The organism is Methanocalculus pumilus, assembly GCF_055382585.1.
In genome coordinates this window covers 985,484-1,005,835 of sequence record NZ_AP042393.1, presented here as the reverse complement: position 1 = coordinate 1,005,835, position 20,352 = coordinate 985,484, and the positions used below count along the sequence as shown (strand labels likewise).

Sequence of the window (20,352 nt, the reverse complement as noted above, 5' to 3'; positions counted from 1 at the left end):
ATTGTGTAATGATCCTCAGCAGAGATCCTTAGATTGGTTCTTCCCGATCTGACGAAAGGGTAAAAAGAGATCCAGATCCCCACCTTACGCCGGGGGGATCACCTTCACACCCTCGTTATCAACCTTGGTTGTTACTGCGATCTCAAGGCCGATCTTCCTGACAATCGCCTGCATCTCCTCTTCTGTCCTGTCGGTGATGATCGCAACGGCGGGGCCGACCGAGCTCATTGCGACAAACTCAAGCCCGGCTTCGCGGAGGCGGCTCATGTACTCGTAGAGGGCGAAGCTGTGGTGTTCAATCTCAGCTCTTTTTGAGCCCCGGAACTCGATCTCCCACATGATATCGCCGATCGCCTTTAAGTCACCCCGTTCAACTGCCGGGATTAAGTCCATCAGCATCATGTACGACTTCAGTTCGCGGTCCCGGTAGTCGAGGGTCCGGGCTTTTGTCATCAGGAGATCAAACTCATGTTCGCCTGCACTAGAGACGCCAGTTGGCGGGATGACGATGTAGACGTTCTTATCCGCTGCAAAGGAATGATGATAGACAAGGGTGAGGCAGTCTCCCATCACGCCGATTCCGCCGTGCGTGGAGACGGCAGGCCCAACACCGGTCTCAAATCCATAGACGACATCGCCCGTGTCGGTCTCCTCGACATAGTTGTTCCCTATTAATAGCCGGATTTGGTCTGCGGTTAATGGAGAACCAAGGGCGGCATTTGCCCCATGGCCGACGACGGTGAGGAGCGTGCTTGTCGAGCCAAGCCCCACATGCTCCTTTCCATGATCGGTTGCCGTAACCGAGAATCCACCGGTATAGCCGATTGCTTTTGAAAACGCGATTAGGAAGTGGCGGATGATCGCCTCACGCGGGTGGTTCACAGTGATTCCGTCCTTCTGGCAGGCGATCTTTGCTTCGCAGTAGAGTTTGAGTGCAAATCCAAGCCCCCCGCCACCGGGGTGGCCGGGTGCAAACCGGTTCATATCAAAGACGGTCAGGTGGATCCGGGCAGGGGCTACCGCGGTGAAGGTGCCCTCCTGTGGTGTTGCAGTCACCGTCCCTTCAAGACCGCATGTCCTGATCTCTTCGCCGGGAGCAAATGCCATGAACTCATACTCGACAAGGTCAAGGTCACCCCCACGGATCTTCATCGTAGGCATGGTACTAATCTCTTAACGGTTCAGGAATAGTGTATGATAGCTTTTCTGATCTGATCCCGGACACTTTCACCACCCGCCCGCCGGGGTTATTACCGCATCTCTTCAATGAAGATGCAGACAAATGTCAGAACAGCTCCGAAAACTCAGATCACTCTCACGATCCTGTTTTGATCTGGCGGCAGCAGATTCCAGGAGAGAGTCCGCTATGGTGAAGGGAGGGTACCTGAAGATGCTGCTCAATGGGAGATGCAGCTTCGACTGCGCATACTGCGGGATCTGCCGGAAGGAGAATGCGCCGGCATTTGCCCCAAAGGAGCTCGCTGATCTCATCTGCTCCCTCTGGAAAGAGAGCCGGATCACCGGCCTCTTCCTCTCAACCGGGATTCCGCGTGACTGCGGGGAGAGCATGGACGACCTGATCGAGGCTGCCACCCTCATGCGGCGGGGAGGGTTCACCGGATACCTGCACCTGAAGGTGGTGCCGGGCGCCCTCAGAACAGACATCAATGAAGCGGCCCGGCTCGCAAACCGGATCAGCATCAACCTCGAAGCAGTCGATAAAGACCGGCTCTCGGAGATTGCGTCTGTCAAAAACTATGAGTCGGATCTGCTGCGGCGGCATACATGGGTAGCCGAAGCCGCCCCCGGCCGACACACCACCCAGATTGTTGTCGGGGCGGCAGATGAAACAGATGGCGAGATCCTCTCCTTCATGCACCGTGAATACCAGAGGTTTGCCCCTGCCAGCATTTACTATTCGGGGCTCATCCCCCTCCCCGGCACACCGCTTGCCGGAGCAGCCCCGGCAAACCCGTCACGCTTAAAGGGGCTCTATGCAGTCGATACACTGGTGCGGGACTATGGCTACTCGCCGGATGAAACCACAGCCGCACTTGACGAAGAGGGGATGCTCCTGCCGGGGGATCCAAAGATCAATGCTGCCGGATCAGTCCGGATAGATCCTTCTTCCGCCACACGGGAGGAGCTGATTCGGGTGCCTGGGATCGGTCCAAAGGCAGCTGAGCGGATCATCTGCATGAGGAGTGCCGGGCGGACGGTTACAGAAAAGATGCTCAGGGAAGCAGGAGTTGTGATGAAACGGGCTGGGGCGTATCTTGTGATCGGGGGGAGGGTGCAGGAGAGGATCTCCCCCCTCACTTATACTCCCGCTTCGAGTACTGGTACTTCTCGTCATCCCCGCCCCTGATGGTGATATAGAGCCACTCATAGAGCGACTTCAGTGTCCCAAACTGCACGTACCGGCGCATCGAGAACTTCACCCTGAGCTTCCCATCCAGCTTCACGACGCCGATCTGCCGCATCCGGCGTGCGATCTCAAGATCATCTCCGGCATCGATGGTGCGGTACATCCCTGCATCAAAGAACGGTTGCCGCCTAAATGCCGTGTTGCAGCCGAGGGTGTAGTAGAGGGTATGCGTGTAATAGCCGACCCGTGAGAAGGTATTTGCAAGGGCAAGTGATATCTTGTGCCTGATCCCCGGCTCAATCGGCTCAACCAGCCCATAGAGCTGGACAACAGCCGGATCAGAGAAGCCTGCCTCGATCCTGGCAAGCCAGTCCCGTGGGATGATGCAGTCGGCATCGGTGGTTGCAATGATATCGCCCTTTGATGCCTCTGCACCGTCGTTCCGTGCGCCTCCGACCTTTTTTCTTGTCTGGATGAAGACGAGATCCGCATACTTCTCTGCAATCTCCCGTGTCCGGTCTTTTGAGTTTCCATCAACGACGATGATCTCGTATTCCGAACGGGGGATTGACTGGTTTGCGAGGCTCTGTAAACACTGCTCGATATTTAACTCTTCATTATAGGTTGGAACAATAACCGAGATCATGCATCCTCCGCAAGCCGCTTGTAGGTGTTCATGTGCTCCTCGGCAATTCGATTGATATCAAAGCGTTCGGTAAAGGGACGGGAGATGCCTCTGAGACGCCGAAGAGCGTTCTCATCCCTCATGAAGCCTTCAGCTTCATAGATATCAGAAAAGAGGAGTGAGGCATCCCCAAAGACTTCACGAAACTCCGGGATGTCCCGTGCGACAACCGGCACACCGGTTGCAAGCGCCTCGAGGAGCACCATCGGCATGATCTCAGCATACGAGGGGAGCAGGAAGATATCGGCACCTGCATATGCCTCGGTGATATCAGGGACAAAACCGGTGAATATAACATTCTCCCCCGACTTCCTCTTCATCAGTTCGATCTTTGCATAATCTTTTGAGAGCACGCTGTATGGATAGCCACCCACCCAGACGAAGGTAACATCAGGCATCATCTCTGCGAGCTTCAGGAAGTCATAGATCCCCTTCCGTGGTGTCTCCTGGGCAACCGTCAGGACAACCGTTGCCTCTTCAGCCACCCCGATACAGTTCCTAAACCGTCTTCTCTTCTGCTCATCAGGACAGAATTTCTCACGGTTCACACCGTTTGGAATCAGGGTGGTCGGCATATCGGGGAGCATCTCCTCGATCTCACGGAGGCTCGGGGGCGTGATTGCGATGATATGGTCAAATTTTCCATAGATCTTTGGATATTGATTATTGATGATCGTCGAGAAGGCAACATTCCCGTCATTCAGCCGTGGAGTGGAGTGTGCCGTTAAGATCTTCACTCCTTTGCTATATGAGCGGTGTGTCAGTGCCATCGGGCCGAAACTATGGTAATGCACCACATCAAAATCCGGTTGATAGGAGTTCCAGGCCACATCATAGGGATGCTTCTCATGAATCTGGCGGTATAATGTCTTTGCAAGCGTCGAACAGCCGATGTATTTAAAGAAGAAGATATCCTCAACAAAGATATTTGCTCTCATGAAATTCGCTCCATAAACGAAAAGGCGCTCTGGATGCAGCCGTCCATATTCAGGTACTCAAACTCGGAGAACCGCCCGACGAGATCAATCCCCTGTTCAGAAAGCCAGGATCTGACAATCCCGATATTCTCCAGATAATCGAGATCATAGACCACATACGCAAATTTGGATCTATACACCGAACCATGGGCGATTGTACCATCTTCAGGGATGATACCCATCTGCCTGAGGCTTTTTATCGTATCGTCAAGGATCTCATCATCGGTGAGCCGGGAGATCGGATCTCCTTCATTATAGGTGATCTCAGCGAGCACCGAGGCATGCCCTTCCGGGGCAACAGCGTCGCTGTAGTTTGAGGGGAATGAGATCCGGTTGAAGTCTCCGGTGGCAGCATCCGGGATATACACCCAGGAGAGTGGCGGTGCTGAACCTTTAAATCCGATACAGACGCTGATGAGCGAATTATATCTCAGCGCATCGCAGGCTGTCTGCACCTCTGCGGGGACAGAACCCAGGCATGGCAGCAGGTGCTGGAGCGGGATTGTGGATATCACCCGATCAGCCGAATATTTGGTTGTTCCATCACTGATCACCCACTGCCCGTCCCTCTTCTGAAGGGAAGAGACAGAATAGCCGGTTACAACAGAATCATGGACAGGCTCAGAGGTAGCCTTCACAACTGACTCGATTCCCCCGATAATCGGGTAGTTGAAGACCGACTGGTGGGTATACCCTTCTGTTTTGATGCCGATTGCCGATCTGATGATATCTTCAACTGGCGGCCGGGGCACCCGCCCCTCCATCCAGTGTGCGGACATCTGTTCGGTTGGATAGTTCCAGATCTTCTCATTATAAGGAATCAGGTAGCAGTCGGCGATGCCTCGTCCGAAGGTGCCAAGAATCCAGTCCCTGAAGTTTTTTGGAGGCGGTATCTCACCCTTCTCCGCGGCGATGATCGTCCTGATATATTCATTGATACAAGTGAAGAGATCCTCTTTTGGAAGTTCATAGAGGCCGTTTTCGAATGGATAGGTGACCATCAGGCCTTTATAGAAGATTTTGGTATTCCGTCTCCGCTCTGCCTTGTTTGAGGAGAGGAGATCATTCATAAACGAGAGTACAGTCTTATTCCGCGAGAAGATGATATGCGATCCGCCGATATCAAAGGTAAATCCATCCGCTGATTCCGAGCGGCATAAACCGCCGATCCGATCCTCTTTCTCAAGAACGATTGCCTCTTCCCCTGCCTGATGCAGGAGCCGGGCGAGTGTGACTCCAGTGAGCCCACCACCGAGAATAGCCCATCTCACACTATATCATATGATGAGATCGCTAATATGGATTTGTCCGAAATCACCTATCGCCTCCTGAAGAGATGCTCAAGATCGGCATGTCCGAACCTGACAATCGCAGGCCTTCCATGCGGACATGTATAGGGCGGTCCTGCAGAAAAGAGCTGCTGTACAAGCCGCTCCATCTGCTCGTGTGAGAGGGGTGTATTTCCCTTGATCGCAGTCCTGCATGCAATAGTTTTAAACACACGCAACCTCCGCTCACTTGCAGGCCCTCTGATGCCCTCGATCACCTCAAGGAGAAGTGACTCGATCTCGCCTGGATCATCCAGCTTCATTTCTCCGGCTGGCACCGCCTGCACCGCAAAGGTATCACCGCCAAACTCCTCAATCACAAAACCTGCCGCCCGGAGATCTCCGATTGCATCAAGAACAAGAGCCGCATCCTTTCTTGAGAAGGTGACCATCACCGGGACGAGGAGCTGCTGTGAAGCAGAAGCATCTTCCTCCCTCTTCCAGAGCAGATCAAAGGCGATCTTCTCGTGTGCTGCATGCTGATCGATGAGCATAAGTTCCCCTTCATCTGAAATGGCGATAATATACGTCCCGTTCACCTGTCCAAGCAGACGGGGCAGGTGCGATCCCTTATCAGCATGAGAGAGAGACATTCCGGCAGGCTCTGTCACCCGGAGCTGCCGATCAGATCGTCCGTATGTCGCCGCTCCTTCGGAGACGACATGTTGCCCTGGAGGCGCCGGAGACGGCTGATCCGGTACTTCACCCCTTAAAACGGGGAGCGGCTTTAAAACGGCCGGAGTGTGGATCAGCTGCTCCTGAGCCTTCTCCGTAACAGCAGACCAGACAGTCGTCCTCACCGCATCCATCACCTTCCGCTCAGATGAGAATTTTACCTCACGCTTCGTTGGATGCACATTCACATCCACATCCCCAGGGTTAATTTGGCAGTCAATAACGGCAAACGGATATTCGCCCTTCGCAAGGCTCGTCCCAAACCCGTCCCGTATCGCCCTCACAAGGGATGGCGATGCAATCTGCCGTCCATTCACCGAGATGTAGATCTGATTCCTGTTTGTCCGTGATCCGAGTGGATATGCAACATATCCCACAACCGGCATTTCACCCCTGAGTGGGGAGAGGGTGATAAGTGTGCGTGCGAGATCGCCACCAAAAAGGCTCTGGATCGTCTCCAGCAGATCCCCTCTGCCGGGAGTGGCAAACTTCTCCTTCTCCTGGTGCATCAACTGGAACGAGATCTCCGGATGAGAGAGTGCGGATCGCTCCATCAGGTCAAAGACATGCGCAAGCTCTGTTGAGACAGTCCTGAGAAATTTCCTGCGTGCAGGAGTATTAAAGAAGAGACTCCTGACCTCGATCATGGTACCGGGTGGGGCGGCACATTCAGAGAGATCGGTGATCATCCCACCGGAGAGCGTGATTCTGATCCCGGCGATATCTTCCCGCCTCCTGCTCGTGAGCGTGACTTCTGAAACTGCCGCAATACTTGCAAGCGCCTCACCCCGGAATCCAAGAGTGCTGATCTCCGCAAGATCCCCGGCAGTTTTGATCTTGCTGGTTGCATGCTGGCGGAATGCGAGGGGTGCATCTTCCGGCGACATTCCCCTGCCATCATCGATCACGGTTATTCGCCCAATTTCCGCACTATCGCTCTTCACAAGGACACGGATGCGTGTTGCTCCTGCATCGATTGCATTCTCAACAAGCTCCTTCACAACAGATGCCGGCCGTTCCACCACCTCGCCAGCGGCGATATGGGAGATCGTCTCTTCATCAAGGAGATGGATTGTCGGGTCTGCCATCTACTCACCAGCCTTCTTCTTCAGTTCAGCTAACGTGTTCAATGCTTCGATCGGGCTCATCGTGTCGATATCAAGGGACGAAAGCTCAGAGATTACCGGATGATTCTGCTTCTCAACTGAACCGGAATCCATCAGGAGAAGTTGTGTGTACCGGGGTTTTCGTTTTCCGGGCACCTCGCCTCTTTCTTCTTCGGCTAATGTCTCCCGGAGGATGGTGCGGGCCCTCGTGAGCACTTTCTCGGGCACTCCTGCAAGGCGGGCGACATGGATACCATAGCTCCGATCAGTTGCACCGGGGATCAGCTTTCTGAGAAACGTGATCTCATCATCTGTCTCCCGCACCGCAAAATGGTAATTCCTGACCCGCTTCAGCTCGCTCTCCACTTCGACAAGCCGGTGGAAGTGGGTGGCAAAGAGGGTCTTTGGACCTGATGAGCGCCTGCCATGGAGGAACTCAAGCACGGATCGTGCAATACTGTACCCGTCAACGGTGCTTGTGCCCCTCCCGATCTCATCCAGGATCACAAGGCTTCTGTCGGTTACATGTCTGAGGATGTATGCAAGTTCAACCATCTCCACCATGAAGGTGCTCTGCCCGCCAGCAAGATCGTCTGATGCACCTACACGGGTGAAGATCCGGTCAAGGAGGCCGATCTCTGCGAAATCCGCAGGGACAAAGGATCCCGACTGCGCCATGATACAGATGAGGGCAACCGACCGCATATAGGTCGATTTTCCTGCCATATTGGCACCGGTCAGGATCAGAACCTGATCGCCTTCACTATCCATTTCGGTATCATTTGGAACAAAACCGGACTGCACACTCTCCTCGACCACCGGATGCCGCCCGCCCCGGATCACAATAGAGGAGCTGTCAGTGAGCAGGGGACGGACATAACCTCTCCTGGCAGCTGTATCGGCAAAGGAGAGGAGGAGATCGATCATCCCGACAGCTCTTGCCGCTGCCTGAAATGCAGGCACCAGCGGCCGGAGTTTCCCGATCAGATCGAGGTAGAGCTCTGCCTCACGGGCAAGCGCCCGTTCATCTGCTGTAGCGATCGTCCGTTCATATTCACGGAGAGCAGGGAGGGTGAACCGCTCACCTGATGCTGTCGTCTGTTTCCTCTCATATTCCGGTGGAACACGGCTGAGGTTTGGTTTTGTCACCTCGATATAGTACCCAAAGACCTGGTTATAGGCGATCTTCAGTGATTTGATCCCGGTCCGTTCACGCTCAGACTGCTGGAGCGAGAGGATCCAGTCACGCCCGGATCCTGCCGTATCCCTCAGCGCATCCAGATCCGGATCATATCCAATGCGGATGACTCCCCCGTTCCTGACAAGAAGGGGTGGGTCGTCGGCAATGGCAGATCTGATGAGGGCAATTGTCGGATCAAAGCTCCCAATCTCTCCGGCAAGCTCTTCCATCAGGGGAGGTACTTCACCTTCCAGAGAGCCTGTGATCCCCCTGACAGCAGCAAGGGATGAAGCCAGTGAGATCAGATCCCGTGGAGAGGCATTCCCGATTGCAATCCTGCCAGAGATCCGTTCAATATCACCGCATCCCGAGAGAGACTCAAGAATATCAGTTCTGGTAAGGGGTGAGTCAAGGAGCCATGCAACCAGATCAAGCCGATCATTAATGGCCTGTTTGCTGGTGAGAGGGGCGGTGATCTCAGAGGAGAGTGCCCGCCTCCCCATCGGAGTCTTTGTTGAGTCGAGGGTTGAAATCAGGGTTGCTTTTGAGCGTTCCCCCCCAATTGTGCGGGTGATCTCAAGATTTCTCTGGGTGACAGCATCCAGGATCATGCGGTCAGACGCATGCATGAGCCTGATTTCGGAGAGATGGGGAAGGGTGTTCTTCTGGGTGGCAATCGCATAGGAGAGGGCAGCACCCGCCGCTCCAACAGCAAGCGGCATCTCCACAATCCCAAAGCCTTCAAGGGTTGCCACACCAAAATGGCGGCAGAGAAGAGAGTTTGCATCTGTCGGATCAAATTCTCCGGGATGCCGTTCTGTTATCAGAACAAAATATGATTCGAGGAGACGGAGAATCTCCGGATCTGTCCTCTCCGGGATCAGGCATTCTGCCGGGCGCTGGGACTCGATGACAGACGCAATCCCCTCGGTTCCTTCGCGTTTTGAAATCTCGCGGACGGAAAACTCCCCGGTTGTGATCTCAAGGATCGCGACACCAAAGGATTCGGCCTTCCGGTCAGGGAGGAGCGCCATCAGGTACCGGGAATCAGGAGCATCCACAATCGATGGATCGACTGCGCATCCGGGTGTATGGACACAGACGACATCCCGCTTCACCACCCCTTTTGCCTTTTTGGGATCCTCGATCTGTTCACAGACCGCAACCCGGTACCCCCGCCGGACAAGGCGGGGAATATAGGCTTCAGCGGCATGATAGGGGATGCCCGCCAGCGGAATAGGCTTCCCGGACGGATCAGTTGACCTTGAAGTCAGGACGATCCCGAGTTCGCGGGCACAGATCTCCGCATCCTCATAAAATGTCTCGTAAAAGTCTCCCATACGCATAAAGAGGATACAGCCCGGGTACTGGTTCTTCATATCCTCCACCTGCTGCATGGCAGGTGTCAGCGTTCCGGGTTTTGACATGCAAGTACCTGATCTCATCTCTCTCCTGAAATAATCAACGATCGGTGATCGCAATCTTTGGATCCCATGCGAACAATTCAAGCCTGAGCTCCGCAAGCAATATATAAATGGAACATTTGAGATGCTCTTCCATTTCACGGGACCAGGAGAGCTGGAACTCTATAAAGTACAGGGAAGACCAAAAAGAGTCGTTGACAGGCGTTGATCAAAAACCATCTGATTCAAGATGAATAATAACCAACATATTTGTTCATGTTGAATAGGGAACCAAATATGCCCGATTACGAGGCGGGCTATCGTGATTTCCGGATCGATGTTCCGGAATACTATAATTTTGGGTTCGATGCCATCGATGCAATGGCAGAGAAAGACCGGAACAAACTCGCCATGATCTGGGTGAACCAGAACGGGGAGGAGAAGTACTATACCTTCCGACATCTCATGAACCTCTCCAACCAGATCGCCAATATGTTCATGAAACGGGATCTTGGGAAGGGAGATCGGATCCTCATCATGCTCCCAAGGGTCCCGGAATGGTGGACGTTTGCACTCGCCGCAATCAAACTTGGCGTGATCTTCTGCCCATGCCCGACGATGCTCACTCCAAAAGATCTGAAATATCGGGTGAACCTGGGCAAATTCAGGATGATCGTCACCGATGTTGAGAATGCATGGAAGGTGGATGAGATCTGCGAGGAATGTCCCTCACTCAATTTGAGATTTGTTGTTGACGGAGAGCTCCCCAACTGGATCAGCTATCCGGTGGAACTGAACTATCCGGCACCGGCTTCCCACCGCCTTGCCCCATTATCTGGCGGAAAGAAGACGAAATCAACCGATCCTATGGTGATCTACTTCACCTCCGGCACTACCGGAGAGCCGAAGATGGTGATCCATAATCACAGCTATCCCCTTGGCCATGTGATTACCGGGAAGTTTTGGTACGACCTCCGGGAGAATGACCTGCACCTCACCCTTGCAGATACGGGATGGGCAAAATCCTCCTGGGGTAAATTCTTTGGCCCATGGATCTGCGGTGCATGTGTCTTTGTCTATGACATCAGGACAAAATTCAACCCGACCGAGATCATTCCCCTGCTTGAGAAATATGAGATCACCACCTTCTGCGCACCCCCGACGATCTTCAGGATGATGATCCTCGCAGATCTGGACGCATTCGACCTCTCGCAGCTTCGCCATTGTGTCAGTGCAGGTGAGGCACTGAATCCTGAAGTGATCAAGGTCTGGAAAGAGGCGACCGGGGTCACCATCTATGAAGGATACGGACAGACCGAGACAGTTCTCTGTGTCGGAACCTTCCCCTGCATGGAGGCAAAGCCGGGATCTATCGGACGCCCATCACCCGGTTGGGAGATCGAACTCCATGATGAGAACCATCAGAAGGTTCCGGTTGGGGAGGTTGGAACGATTGCCATTAAGACAACGCCCCATCCTGTCGGGCTCTTCACCGGATACCTGGATAATGAGGCGGCAACTAACGAGGTCTTTGTTGGTGGCTACTACTATACCGGCGATAAGGCGATGATGGATGAGGATGGGTATCTCTGGTTTGTCGGCAGAGACGACGACGTTATCAAGAGTTCAGGATACCGAATCGGTCCATTTGAGGTTGAATCTGCACTTCTTGAACATCCGGCTGTGAAAGAGTCTGCGGTTATCGGTGTCCCAGACCGGGTGAGGGGGACGATCGTGAAGGCTTTTGTCATCCTCAAAGACGGTTATGAGCCATCAGATAAGCTCGTCCGTGAGATCCAGAATTACGTGAAGCATGTCACAGCACCATACAAATATCCCCGTGCAATAGAGTTTGTCGAGGAACTCCCAAAGACGATCTCAGGGAAGATCAAAAGAAAAGAACTTCGGGAGATGGAGCTGGAGAAGTACAACTCCAGCTGAATCACTCATTTTTATCGAACTTTCGTGCCCGAAAAGCGACAAATATTGCCGCAACCGGAACAATACCTGCTGTATAAACGAAGAATATAATCAGTGCATACGCTGGACGAAGCAGGATGAGGAAGAATATCACCGCAGCAGCCACAGCAAGTGCGAGCAGGCTGTTTCCGATCCACGCGATCAGCCCCTCGGGATCTGCACAGGTCTTTCTGTCAAATCCGGCAATGATGTTCGTCTGCTTCCGGTATTTGATCAGGTACCCAAGTGCCAGAAAGACGACTGCAATGAACTCAATTATAAGCAGGAGGATGAGTGGAGCATCACCGATCATCACTCAGCCCTGCTGTGCGGCAACATAAGCATCGTACATACTGTAGAGCCAGACGATGAGATAGAAAGGAATCCCGATGACGATGATCGAGAGATATCCGAAGATCACAGCCAGAATAAAGAGAGCAATGGCCTTTACGAGCTGCCCGGTATAGAACTGTCCAAGACCGGGGATGAAGAACGACAGGATCACTGCCAGTATGGGAGATGCCATGATATATCCATCGCATCTCTGATAAAAAAAGCCTTATGCCAGGTGCTGGTAATGGCGGATATCGCCATACGCAACCAGCTTTCCATCTTCCAGCACAGATACCGCACCATGGCCCCCGCAGATGAGACAGCGTGTCCCCATCTTCTTCATATCAGAATCGATCTCCTCTGCAAGTGCCATCAGGGCATGCCGCTCCTGCCTCGCCAGATCAGAATCGACATTCACCGAGGTAACAAGGAAGTCTGCAATCGAGTTATATTCCTGGCGTTCAGGAGTGAGGCTTCTGAAGTTCATCAGGGCATCAGAGGTGAAGAGGAGGCCGATATCGGCTGCAAGCAGGAAGACCTGGCCATAGATATGCCCCCCAAGACTCTCCAGCACCTCGAAGGAAAAGCCGCCGATCGAGAAGGTATCGATGACCGGAAAGATGCCGCGTCGTCCGATCTCATTTTTCGGAAAGATATGCCGCTCCACAGGCGGGGTGCAGCGTGAGAAGAGGTTGATGATCACGGTATAGACAGCTTCAAGGATGAGATCCTGGCTTCGTGAGCCATATCCCCGGTTATTGCATTCGATGATCGCATCAGTTCCGTGGTGGAGATACGAGGGAACCGGATGGAACCCGGCAGCGCCGCAGTGATCGGCATCTGCATGGGTGCAGATGATGCGGGAGATGCCTTTGTACCCGGACTGGCCGATCTCATGGAGCATCCGCTCGATATCGTCATGGTAGATCCCATATCCGGTATCGATCATCAGCCGATCAGATCCGGCATCAAAGATGAAGACGCTTCCTCCTCCCGGAGGCTGGATACAGATGAGCGAGGAGCCATCCGGGGTTTCAATCTGCTGATAGTCGGCATAGAACCCTTCCCCGGTTGTTTCCGTGAGAAATGTCCCGATCCGTTCGATCTGGTTGAAGACGAACTTTGGATCTTCGCCGCGATTGGTCAGCTCCTGGACAACATGGTTCAGATCACCAAGCAATGAGAGGAGGAACTCATCGTTTGCTTCTCCTATGAATGGCCGGATCTTCTCTGCAAAGCAGATATAGAAGATCGTCTCGTCAAGAGCTCCCCCGAGGCTATCATATTCGAGGATCTCAAGACGGTAGCGGCTCTTGATGAAATCGATCACCTCCTCAACCCGTGGGGAATCGACGACATTCAGGCGGATGGTCAGACGGTCAGGGTGCCTGCCGGTATCATCAAAGTCGATCTCTGACACATCTGCCCCTGCCTCTGCACAGGCGGTGAGGACATCATAGAGGGCTCCGGGACGGTGCGGGGTGGGGAGATAGATATGAAAGAGGAGGATATTCACCGGAGGGATATTCGACTGGAGGTAGCCGATCTCACGAAGCGCATCCCGGATAAGCTGGTAGTCTGAAGCGGTTGCTGTCATCTCAAAGAAGACCGTGTTCTTATCAATCCTCCGGTTGAACTGGATCCGGTTGATATTGCCGTTATGTTGTCTGATGATATCGGCCGCTTTCAGGAGCGAGCCCGGCTCATCCGGCATTCTGGCGATGAATGAATGTTTCACTTCCATCTCACGTTATTGTTCGATTGTATTCAACGTATATCTTCTCCTTTGGTTCCGATCACCACTATTATCTGATCGTACTCTTGATCTCTTTGTATGCAGATGATGATTGGCGATCAGTTCACTGAATCAGTCTCGGGTGAGCGCACCCGGATTACAAACCCCGCAGACGGCACCCCTGCTGGCGAGGTTCCATCAGGAGGAGCAGAGGATGTCAGGCTAGCGGTGGAGGCTGCGGGAGTGGCATTTCTGAGGTGGAGCGAGCTTCCCAATTCCCACCGGGGAATCGCCCTCTTCCGATCAGCTGAACTGATCAGGAGGGAGGTAGACCGGCTCGCCCTCATTCTGACAACAGAACAGGGCAAGCCACTTCGTGAAGCAAAGGATGAGGTGCTCGGTGCAGCAGCAGTCTTTGAGTACTATGCCGGATCGGCATCCCTCATCACAGCCGGATATTCCGAGAGGCTGCCACGGTACGGGTATGGCGTGGTACAGAGGAAGCCGCTTGGGGTCTGCGCCGCGATCATCCCCTGGAATATGCCGGTATTGATCGCCGCCTGGAAGATCGGGGCAGCCCTTGTGACAGGAAACACCCTTGTCCTGAAACCCTCTATACAGGCGCCGATGGCCGTTCTTGCACTCGGCGAAGTGATGCAGCGATCAGGACTTCCTCCAGGGGTGCTGAATATCGTCACCGGGAATGGTGCGGATGCAGGCGATCCCCTCATCCGTCATGATGCGGTGAAGAAGATCTCATTTACCGGCAGTATCGAAACAGGCCAGGCGATTGCCCGGGCAACAGCCGGCACCATGAAGCGGCTGACACTGGAGCTTGGTGGAAACGATCCGATGATCATCTGTTCGGATGTTGACCCGGTTGCAGCCGCCGATGCTGCTCTTGCACTCCGGCTCTATAACTGCGGCCAGATCTGCACCTCGCCAAAGCGGATGATTGTCATGGATGAGATCCATGATGCATTCGTCTCACGGCTTCAGCAGACGATCCCGGAGGTTGTCATCGGTGAGGGTTGCGATCCCGCATCCCGGATCGGCCCCCTGAATAACGAAGCCGGGAAAAACGGCGTTGAAGATGCAATCCTCAGGCTTGAGGACGAGGGAGCCAGGATTCTGAGAGGAAAACTCTCTGCAGGGCTCTCACAGAAGGGTTTCTTCTGCCCGCCTGCCCTTGCCACCGGATGTGCCGCAGATTCAAAAGTGCTCTCTGAAGAGATCTTTGGTCCCGTCATCCCGGTGATCCGGGCAGATGATCTGGATGAAGCCATAGATATTGCCAACAGTACACGCTATGGACTGGGCGCCTCGATCTGGACAGAACAGATCAATACTGCTGAACGGGCAGCAGAGGAGCTTGAAGCGGGTATCGTCTGGGTGAACCAGCATATGAAGCTCCCCCCGGAAGTGCCGTTTGGCGGTGTGAAGGGGAGCGGGTTTGGGCGTGAGAACGGCCTGTCATTTATTGATTCCTATACCGAGGAGAAGACGGTTCTCATCTCCCGGTAGAGGCTATTTTTCCACTTTTTTCAGCCTGATAACGAATGATACACCCTGCGTGGGATCGCCAGGCACCCGATCTTCAACGATGATCGAACCGCCATAGCGATCAACTATCAGGGTATGGACGATGAAGAGGCCAAGCCCCTTCCCCCGTACCCTCTCGGCTCCCCGCGTATATTTTGTGAAGATTACCGGTTTTATCGCATCCGGAATACCAGGTCCGGTATCATCGATTCGTATCAGGACACAATCGTCCTCTGTGGTTACAGAGATGGTAATGCGGACATCGTCACCCCCAAACTTCAGACTGTTTGCGATGATATTTGAGATCGCCTGCGAGAGGAGTGAATCTGCATAGACAGCGACCTCTTCATCCTCCATGAGAAGGGTGATCCGGTTGTCTGCTTCGGCTTCTTTTCTGAGCATTGGGGCGAGCCGGACCGGCACAAGGGATGCCTCTGCATCCTGAATCTCGCGGAGTGTCGCCACATTTTCAATGATCTCATCGCTCTTCCTGAGGGAATTCCTGAGCCCTTCAACGTAAGGAGCAAGCGACGCATCAGCCTCTGATTCAAGAAGTTCGAGATACAGCAATGAGGTATGGTTTGTGTTGTTGATATCATGGGTGATCAGATCAAGATAGAAGCCAATTTTCGCGTGGGCTTCTGTTAAGTCAGCGGTCCGCTCAAGCACCCGCGCTTCCAGCTCCTCGTTCTGCACCCTCAGCTCTTCTTCGGATGCCTGCAGGGCTGCCATCATCTCTTTTAGCCGATCGACCATCTGCTGGATCGAGAGGAAGAGCGACCTGATCTCCGGGGGTCCCGCGATCTCAATCGGGTGATCGAGATTGCCACCGGAGATGACCTGTGTATCATCGACCAACCGGTGGATGGGCCCGGTGATCCGTTGGGTGACTGCATAGGCGAGAATGCCCCCGATCAGAATGGCAATGGTCGCAATGAGGAGATGCAGCACCAGGAGATTATGCAGCTGCTGCTGAATGGGGGCAGTCGTATAGGTCATCTCTGCAACGAGGTTCATCTCAGGCGGGTTGCCATGTGAGGAGAGATCAATGAAGAGGAAGCGGGTGAAGGTGTCAGAATCCGGATTCTCAATTTCCAGTGACTCTCCGGTCTCAAGCACCGTCCCGATGATCTCAGAGCGCTGCTCTTCAGGAATGTAGCTCGAGTTTCCCATCTCCTCCTTCATATAATCATAAAGCTTTATTGAGGTGAGAAATGGATTCATCCTGTGAATTCGTTCAGCTACCTCAGTGTACCGAAGTGCCGAACGCATCTCCTGGATCTCTTCATCCATATAGCCGATCTCAAGGATATAACGGTGATCAGGTGTTGGGTGATAGACGAATTTCCGGAACATACCAGATGAGAGATCCTTGACGATCCGATCCGAGGCAAAGATATTCCCTTCACGGATCTTCGTCAGGCGGCGATAGAATTGTGGATATTCGGAAAAATCCAGAAGATAATCCGGAGCATACGTAGTATACTCGATTACACCTGTATCATTAATGATATAGAGCTCATAGCCTTCCCCAAATGATGCTTTCAGCCCTTCAAGATCGATTTTCCCGGGATCTCCTCCACTCTCTTCATATGCAGAGAGGAAAGAATCCATTGAAGCTTTGAGTTTGTAATCAAGAGACTGGTCAAAGAGGAGATGCCCCTGATCGACAAGGAGCATCGACTGGATGAGCCCTTCTTCATTCTGCTCCTGCTGGAGGAGCATGGTCTTCCCGAGCTGCTCGCGGGAATTGTTGTAGTTGACATTGATGACGACAGCGGTGACAATAAGGATGATGAGCACTATGCTACCGAAAAGAAGCCATCTGAAGGGCACTCTTCCCATTATAGTCTCTTCTGCCACCATACACACGCGTTCCTGATATGAAAACATCACCTATTTTTTTAAATCAATGTCATCTGCCACTTAAGTGTGTGGATATACATCAATTGTTTTTGTCTTTACTGCAATCCCTGCCATCACACTCTTGAGCATCTGAGATGCATTGGTAAGGTTGATGGGTTGGCGTGTTTTGAGTTTTGGTATTTTGATCTGCTTTGGTTTTGTCATAAGTGGATCTTCGTACATCTCCTTGTTTGTCAGCAGATGATGGATGATGGTCAGCAACTTTCGAGCCACCGCTACGACTGCTTGCTTATGTCCTTTCTTCCGTTTAATCCGCTCATAGAACTGACGAAACATGTTATCCTTGCTTCTGGACAACGCTGAAGCGCACTCGACCAGATATGTTCTGAGATGTTTATTCCCTTGTTTACTGATGGATCCCATCCGTGTTTTACCGGCAGATTCAGAAACACGTGGATCAAGACCTGCATAACGCACTATTTGTTTGGCTGAGTGGAATCGGGTTACATCACCAATTTCGGCAAGTATCATCGATGCTGACTGAAGTTGAATTCCTGGAATGCTGAGAAGGATATTGATCTGCTCTGGATCATTCTCAAACAGGTCAACCATACGTGACAGATGGATATCTATCTCCTTCTCAATCTGCTGAAGCATGCGATGTGCAGACTGAATGCCAAATATATCGTTCTCCGTTAATTCCCCGCAAATAGCAGCTTCAATCTTCTCTCTCTTCTTCACGATGCCGGGATGAGAGAGTTGTGCAAATATCTCATCAAATGTCTTTCTCTTGACCAGTCCGTCAAGAATGATGAGACCACTCTTACCAAAGAGATCGGAAATGACTGGGGTGATCCGAATACCTGCCCGTGAGAGAATGGTGTGGATTCGATTTCTATATCGTGTTCGTTCTTTCACTAAATTCTTATAGGAACGGCAGAGATCACGATAATCTCGAACTCTCTCTTCAGGAATATACGAAGCTTTGAAGTGCCCTTCCAAACAGATTTCAGCAATCCATACGGCATCTTTAGTATCTGTCTTTGAAGAGGGGACGTATTTAATGAAGTATGGATTTGCAACAAACGTTGGTACAGCATGTTCAAGTATGGTGTAAACCGGCACCCAGTAGACGCCCGTTGCCTCCATAAGCACACGAGAACAGTTATTCTCAACAATCCAATCACGTAACCTGATCAGATCAGGAAGTTGGGTAGAATAGTTTTTTGTCTCATAAGAACCAGAAGCATCAATGATAGTGGCCGTGAGTTTTGACCGATGGACATCAATGCCACAGGCGCTATCGACCCGAGGAAACATTGTGTATCACCTCCATTAGTGTGGGGATGACAGAATATGTGGTCACTCTGATATACGTGCTCGAAGCACAATTGCATGTTCGAAGAAATAAGACCAGACTTTTTCACGGGTTCAGAAGGCCCAAGGAAAGATAGGTCTTGTCATCCCCATGAGGTGATACAACCCAGGAAACTTAATGATTACTCACCAGTTTTCATCTATTGCATGTGACCCCTATAGGGTCATGAGTGACTTTTTTTTAAATAAAAGGAAAGAGGGGGAGAACGATAAAGGTTCTTATTCTATCCGATATCTAACTATCACATCCTATTTCTTCCTGAAAATATACCAGCCGGTCATCGTCTCATCAAGCACCTTCTGGCTGTTCTTTGCGGTGAGAAGACTCACAACAACAAGGGCAATCAGTGCGAGTGTCACCGAATAGAGGCTGAAATGAACAGGCAGCTTTGCCACGAACTGATGATAGTACCCGAAGATGCCGGATCCGACAAGTCCAACAGCCATTGCTGCAAGTGCGCCTTTTGTTGTTGCCCCACGCCAGTAGAGTCCACCAAGGATCGGTATGGCAAAGGTTGAGAGCATAACGCCAATTCCCATCCAGATCAGCCATGCGAGCATTTCAGGGGGATTTATTGCCAGTATAAGCGATATAACAGCTGCGAAGAAGACAGAGAGTTTTGATACGGTCAGGACTTTCTTTGTTGATGCCTCGGGATGAAGGATATTCTTGTAGATATCCCATGAGAAGATTGTGCCGATGGTGAGCATCAGGCGATCGGTTGTTGACATCACAGCAGCCAGAACGATCACGGCAAAGAACGCCCAGATAAGCATATTTGGTGCGGCAAACTCGACTCCAAGGATGAATGAAAAGTCCTGAGCATTTATGGCATCAGGGAGAATGATCTGGCCCTCTTCGACGAGGACACGGACAGCAAATCCGACGAATTTCACAAGGAGCATTACCACGAGGTAGATGAGAAACGCAATCAGGGGAGACCATTTGAAGTATTTCGTCTCTTTGGCAGCAAGTACATTATTAATGACATGCGGAGCACAGGCAAGCCCGACCATCAGGAGGATGGCAAACGAGAAGAGAAACTCCGGTGTTGCAAAGGCATACCCGGCATAGACCGGGGATGGATACCATGGCTCGATAAAATTCGGGTCAATGGTGCTGAGCACCTCGTTGATGTGAGCGAGGCCGCCCGCACGCACAATCAAAACCGGAGCAATCGCAACAACACCAAAGATCAATATCAGCCCCTGGATAAGAGTCGTCCATGAAACCGCGTAGAGACCGCCGATCACCGTATAGGTCGTGATGATGATACCCGCGATAATAAGGGCCTGCCAGTGGGCTATCCCAAAGAGCCAGATCAGGACGATGCTGATTGCAGTATACTGGCCGACCAGATAGATCAGGGAGACCGTGATCCCGGCGATTGCAGAGAGGCCGCGGAGATGCTTCACACTCTCAAACCTGTGGGCAAAATAATCTTCAAGCGTGAGATACCCGTTCTCACGCCCAACCGTATGGAGTTTCATCCCAAAGATCGTGATACAGAAGGCAGCAGCAGCCGGAACAAAGATCTGCTCCCAGATCGTCGGCCAGCCGGAGGCATACCCAAGCCCCGACACCCCGAGGAGCGTCATCCCGCTGCAGATGGAAGCGACCATCAGGATCGTAAAGACCCAGAAGCCGAGTGATCTTCCCGCGAGGATGTAATCCTCGGTATTAATAATCTTCCGTGATGCCCAGGCACCGATCCCGATCAGGAGAAGGAAGTAGAGGATGATGATGACAAACGTCATTGCATCTGCCATACTCAGTCACCCTCCGGGAATCGCAGCGCCCATATAACCAGCAGAATG

Annotated in this window: 15 protein-coding genes; 3 read left to right on the top strand and 12 right to left on the bottom strand. The window is 52.4% G+C overall.

Features of this window, described 5'->3' with window-relative positions; genetic code table 11:
• Positions 1-84: 84 nt before the first annotated feature.
• The gene (locus ACZ44I_RS05225) at positions 85-1,161 is read right to left on the bottom strand and encodes a GHMP kinase (RefSeq protein WP_464548112.1); all 1,077 of its coding nucleotides are present in this window, start codon (positions 1,159-1,161) and stop codon (positions 85-87) included.
• A gap of 121 nt (positions 1,162-1,282) precedes the next feature.
• Between ACZ44I_RS05225 and ACZ44I_RS05220 the strand changes: the two genes are divergently transcribed.
• Positions 1,283-2,368, top strand: a complete 1,086-nt coding sequence (locus ACZ44I_RS05220) for a radical SAM protein (protein WP_464548114.1) — start codon at positions 1,283-1,285, stop codon at positions 2,366-2,368.
• Here the strand turns inward: ACZ44I_RS05220 and ACZ44I_RS05215 are convergent.
• Genes ACZ44I_RS05215 through mutS form a run of 5 tightly spaced genes read right to left on the bottom strand, consistent with a single transcriptional unit; the run spans position 2,316 to position 9,746 of the window.
• A complete protein-coding gene (locus tag ACZ44I_RS05215) occupies positions 2,316-3,014 on the bottom strand; it encodes a glycosyltransferase family 2 protein (protein ID WP_464548116.1) in 699 nt (232 codons plus the stop codon). The genes ACZ44I_RS05220 and ACZ44I_RS05215 overlap by 53 nt on opposite strands.
• Complete coding sequence (locus ACZ44I_RS05210; RefSeq protein ID WP_464548118.1) at positions 3,011-3,991, bottom strand: glycosyltransferase family 4 protein; 981 nt, start codon at positions 3,989-3,991, stop codon at positions 3,011-3,013. Before ACZ44I_RS05210 ends, ACZ44I_RS05215 begins: the two co-directional genes overlap by 4 nt.
• Positions 3,988-5,301 carry a protoporphyrinogen/coproporphyrinogen oxidase gene (locus tag ACZ44I_RS05205; protein WP_464548120.1) on the bottom strand — a complete coding sequence of 438 codons (1,314 nt, stop codon included), beginning with the start codon at positions 5,299-5,301 and terminating at the stop codon, positions 3,988-3,990. Before ACZ44I_RS05205 ends, ACZ44I_RS05210 begins: the two co-directional genes overlap by 4 nt.
• A gap of 47 nt (positions 5,302-5,348) precedes the next feature.
• The gene (gene mutL / locus ACZ44I_RS05200; protein WP_464548122.1) at positions 5,349-7,121 is read right to left on the bottom strand and encodes a DNA mismatch repair endonuclease MutL; all 1,773 of its coding nucleotides are present in this window, start codon (positions 7,119-7,121) and stop codon (positions 5,349-5,351) included.
• The gene (gene mutS / locus ACZ44I_RS05195; RefSeq protein ID WP_464548124.1) at positions 7,122-9,746 is read right to left on the bottom strand and encodes a DNA mismatch repair protein MutS; all 2,625 of its coding nucleotides are present in this window, start codon (positions 9,744-9,746) and stop codon (positions 7,122-7,124) included.
• 273 nt (positions 9,747-10,019) lie between these two features.
• On the opposite strand from mutS, the gene ACZ44I_RS05190 reads away from it, so the two are divergent.
• Positions 10,020-11,663, top strand: a complete 1,644-nt coding sequence (locus tag ACZ44I_RS05190; RefSeq protein ID WP_464548126.1) for an AMP-binding protein — start codon at positions 10,020-10,022, stop codon at positions 11,661-11,663.
• 1 nt (position 11,664) lies between these two features.
• Here ACZ44I_RS05190 and ACZ44I_RS05185 read toward each other — a convergent pair whose 3' ends face one another.
• From ACZ44I_RS05185 to ACZ44I_RS05175, 3 genes are read right to left on the bottom strand one after another with little or no spacing between them, the layout of a single operon-like run.
• Positions 11,665-11,994, bottom strand: coding sequence for a DUF3784 domain-containing protein (locus ACZ44I_RS05185; RefSeq protein WP_464548128.1), 330 nt, complete (start codon positions 11,992-11,994; stop codon positions 11,665-11,667).
• Positions 11,995-11,997: 3 nt separating this feature from the next.
• The gene (locus tag ACZ44I_RS05180; protein ID WP_464548130.1) at positions 11,998-12,207 is read right to left on the bottom strand and encodes a hypothetical protein; all 210 of its coding nucleotides are present in this window, start codon (positions 12,205-12,207) and stop codon (positions 11,998-12,000) included.
• 33 nt (positions 12,208-12,240) lie between these two features.
• The gene (locus tag ACZ44I_RS05175) at positions 12,241-13,758 is read right to left on the bottom strand and encodes an MBL fold metallo-hydrolase (protein WP_464548132.1); all 1,518 of its coding nucleotides are present in this window, start codon (positions 13,756-13,758) and stop codon (positions 12,241-12,243) included.
• A gap of 90 nt (positions 13,759-13,848) precedes the next feature.
• Here ACZ44I_RS05175 and ACZ44I_RS05170 point away from each other — a divergent pair, with 90 nt between their 5' ends.
• The gene (locus tag ACZ44I_RS05170) at positions 13,849-15,273 is read left to right on the top strand and encodes an aldehyde dehydrogenase family protein (RefSeq protein WP_464548134.1); all 1,425 of its coding nucleotides are present in this window, start codon (positions 13,849-13,851) and stop codon (positions 15,271-15,273) included.
• 3 nt (positions 15,274-15,276) lie between these two features.
• Here the strand turns inward: ACZ44I_RS05170 and ACZ44I_RS05165 are convergent, their stop codons facing one another.
• The 3 genes from ACZ44I_RS05165 to ACZ44I_RS05155 all read right to left on the bottom strand — a co-directional run bounded on the left by ACZ44I_RS05165 (position 15,277) and on the right by ACZ44I_RS05155 (position 20,304).
• The gene (locus ACZ44I_RS05165) at positions 15,277-17,136 is read right to left on the bottom strand and encodes an ATP-binding protein (protein ID WP_464576611.1); all 1,860 of its coding nucleotides are present in this window, start codon (positions 17,134-17,136) and stop codon (positions 15,277-15,279) included.
• Between the two features lie 81 nt (positions 17,137-17,217).
• Entirely contained in the window at positions 17,218-18,477 is a 1,260-nt protein-coding gene (locus ACZ44I_RS05160) for an IS110 family RNA-guided transposase (protein ID WP_464548138.1), read from the bottom strand.
• A 306-nt stretch (positions 18,478-18,783) separates the two neighbouring features.
• Positions 18,784-20,304, bottom strand: coding sequence for a sodium:solute symporter family protein (locus ACZ44I_RS05155; RefSeq protein WP_464548140.1), 1,521 nt, complete (start codon positions 20,302-20,304; stop codon positions 18,784-18,786).
• Positions 20,305-20,352: the final 48 nt, after the last annotated feature.

Bases quoted from the DNA above. Each gene is read 5' to 3' on its own strand.
- ACZ44I_RS05225 (WP_464548112.1), bottom strand. From the start codon at position 1,161: ATGCCTACGATGAAGATCCGTGGGGGTGACCTTGACCTTGTCGAGTAT.
- ACZ44I_RS05220 (WP_464548114.1), top strand. From the start codon at position 1,283: ATGTCAGAACAGCTCCGAAAACTCAGATCACTCTCACGATCCTGTTTT.
- ACZ44I_RS05215 (WP_464548116.1), bottom strand. From the start codon at position 3,014: ATGATCTCGGTTATTGTTCCAACCTATAATGAAGAGTTAAATATCGAG.
- ACZ44I_RS05210 (WP_464548118.1), bottom strand. From the start codon at position 3,991: ATGAGAGCAAATATCTTTGTTGAGGATATCTTCTTCTTTAAATACATC.
- mutL (WP_464548122.1), bottom strand. From the start codon at position 7,121: ATGGCAGACCCGACAATCCATCTCCTTGATGAAGAGACGATCTCCCAT.
- mutS (WP_464548124.1), bottom strand. From the start codon at position 9,746: ATGTCAAAACCCGGAACGCTGACACCTGCCATGCAGCAGGTGGAGGAT.
- ACZ44I_RS05190 (WP_464548126.1), top strand. From the start codon at position 10,020: ATGCCCGATTACGAGGCGGGCTATCGTGATTTCCGGATCGATGTTCCG.
- ACZ44I_RS05185 (WP_464548128.1), bottom strand. From the start codon at position 11,994: ATGATCGGTGATGCTCCACTCATCCTCCTGCTTATAATTGAGTTCATT.
- ACZ44I_RS05180 (WP_464548130.1), bottom strand. From the start codon at position 12,207: ATGGCATCTCCCATACTGGCAGTGATCCTGTCGTTCTTCATCCCCGGT.
- ACZ44I_RS05175 (WP_464548132.1), bottom strand. From the start codon at position 13,758: ATGGAAGTGAAACATTCATTCATCGCCAGAATGCCGGATGAGCCGGGC.
- ACZ44I_RS05170 (WP_464548134.1), top strand. From the start codon at position 13,849: ATGCAGATGATGATTGGCGATCAGTTCACTGAATCAGTCTCGGGTGAG.
- ACZ44I_RS05165 (WP_464576611.1), bottom strand. From the start codon at position 17,136: ATGGGAAGAGTGCCCTTCAGATGGCTTCTTTTCGGTAGCATAGTGCTC.
- ACZ44I_RS05160 (WP_464548138.1), bottom strand. From the start codon at position 18,477: ATGTTTCCTCGGGTCGATAGCGCCTGTGGCATTGATGTCCATCGGTCA.
- ACZ44I_RS05155 (WP_464548140.1), bottom strand. From the start codon at position 20,304: ATGGCAGATGCAATGACGTTTGTCATCATCATCCTCTACTTCCTTCTC.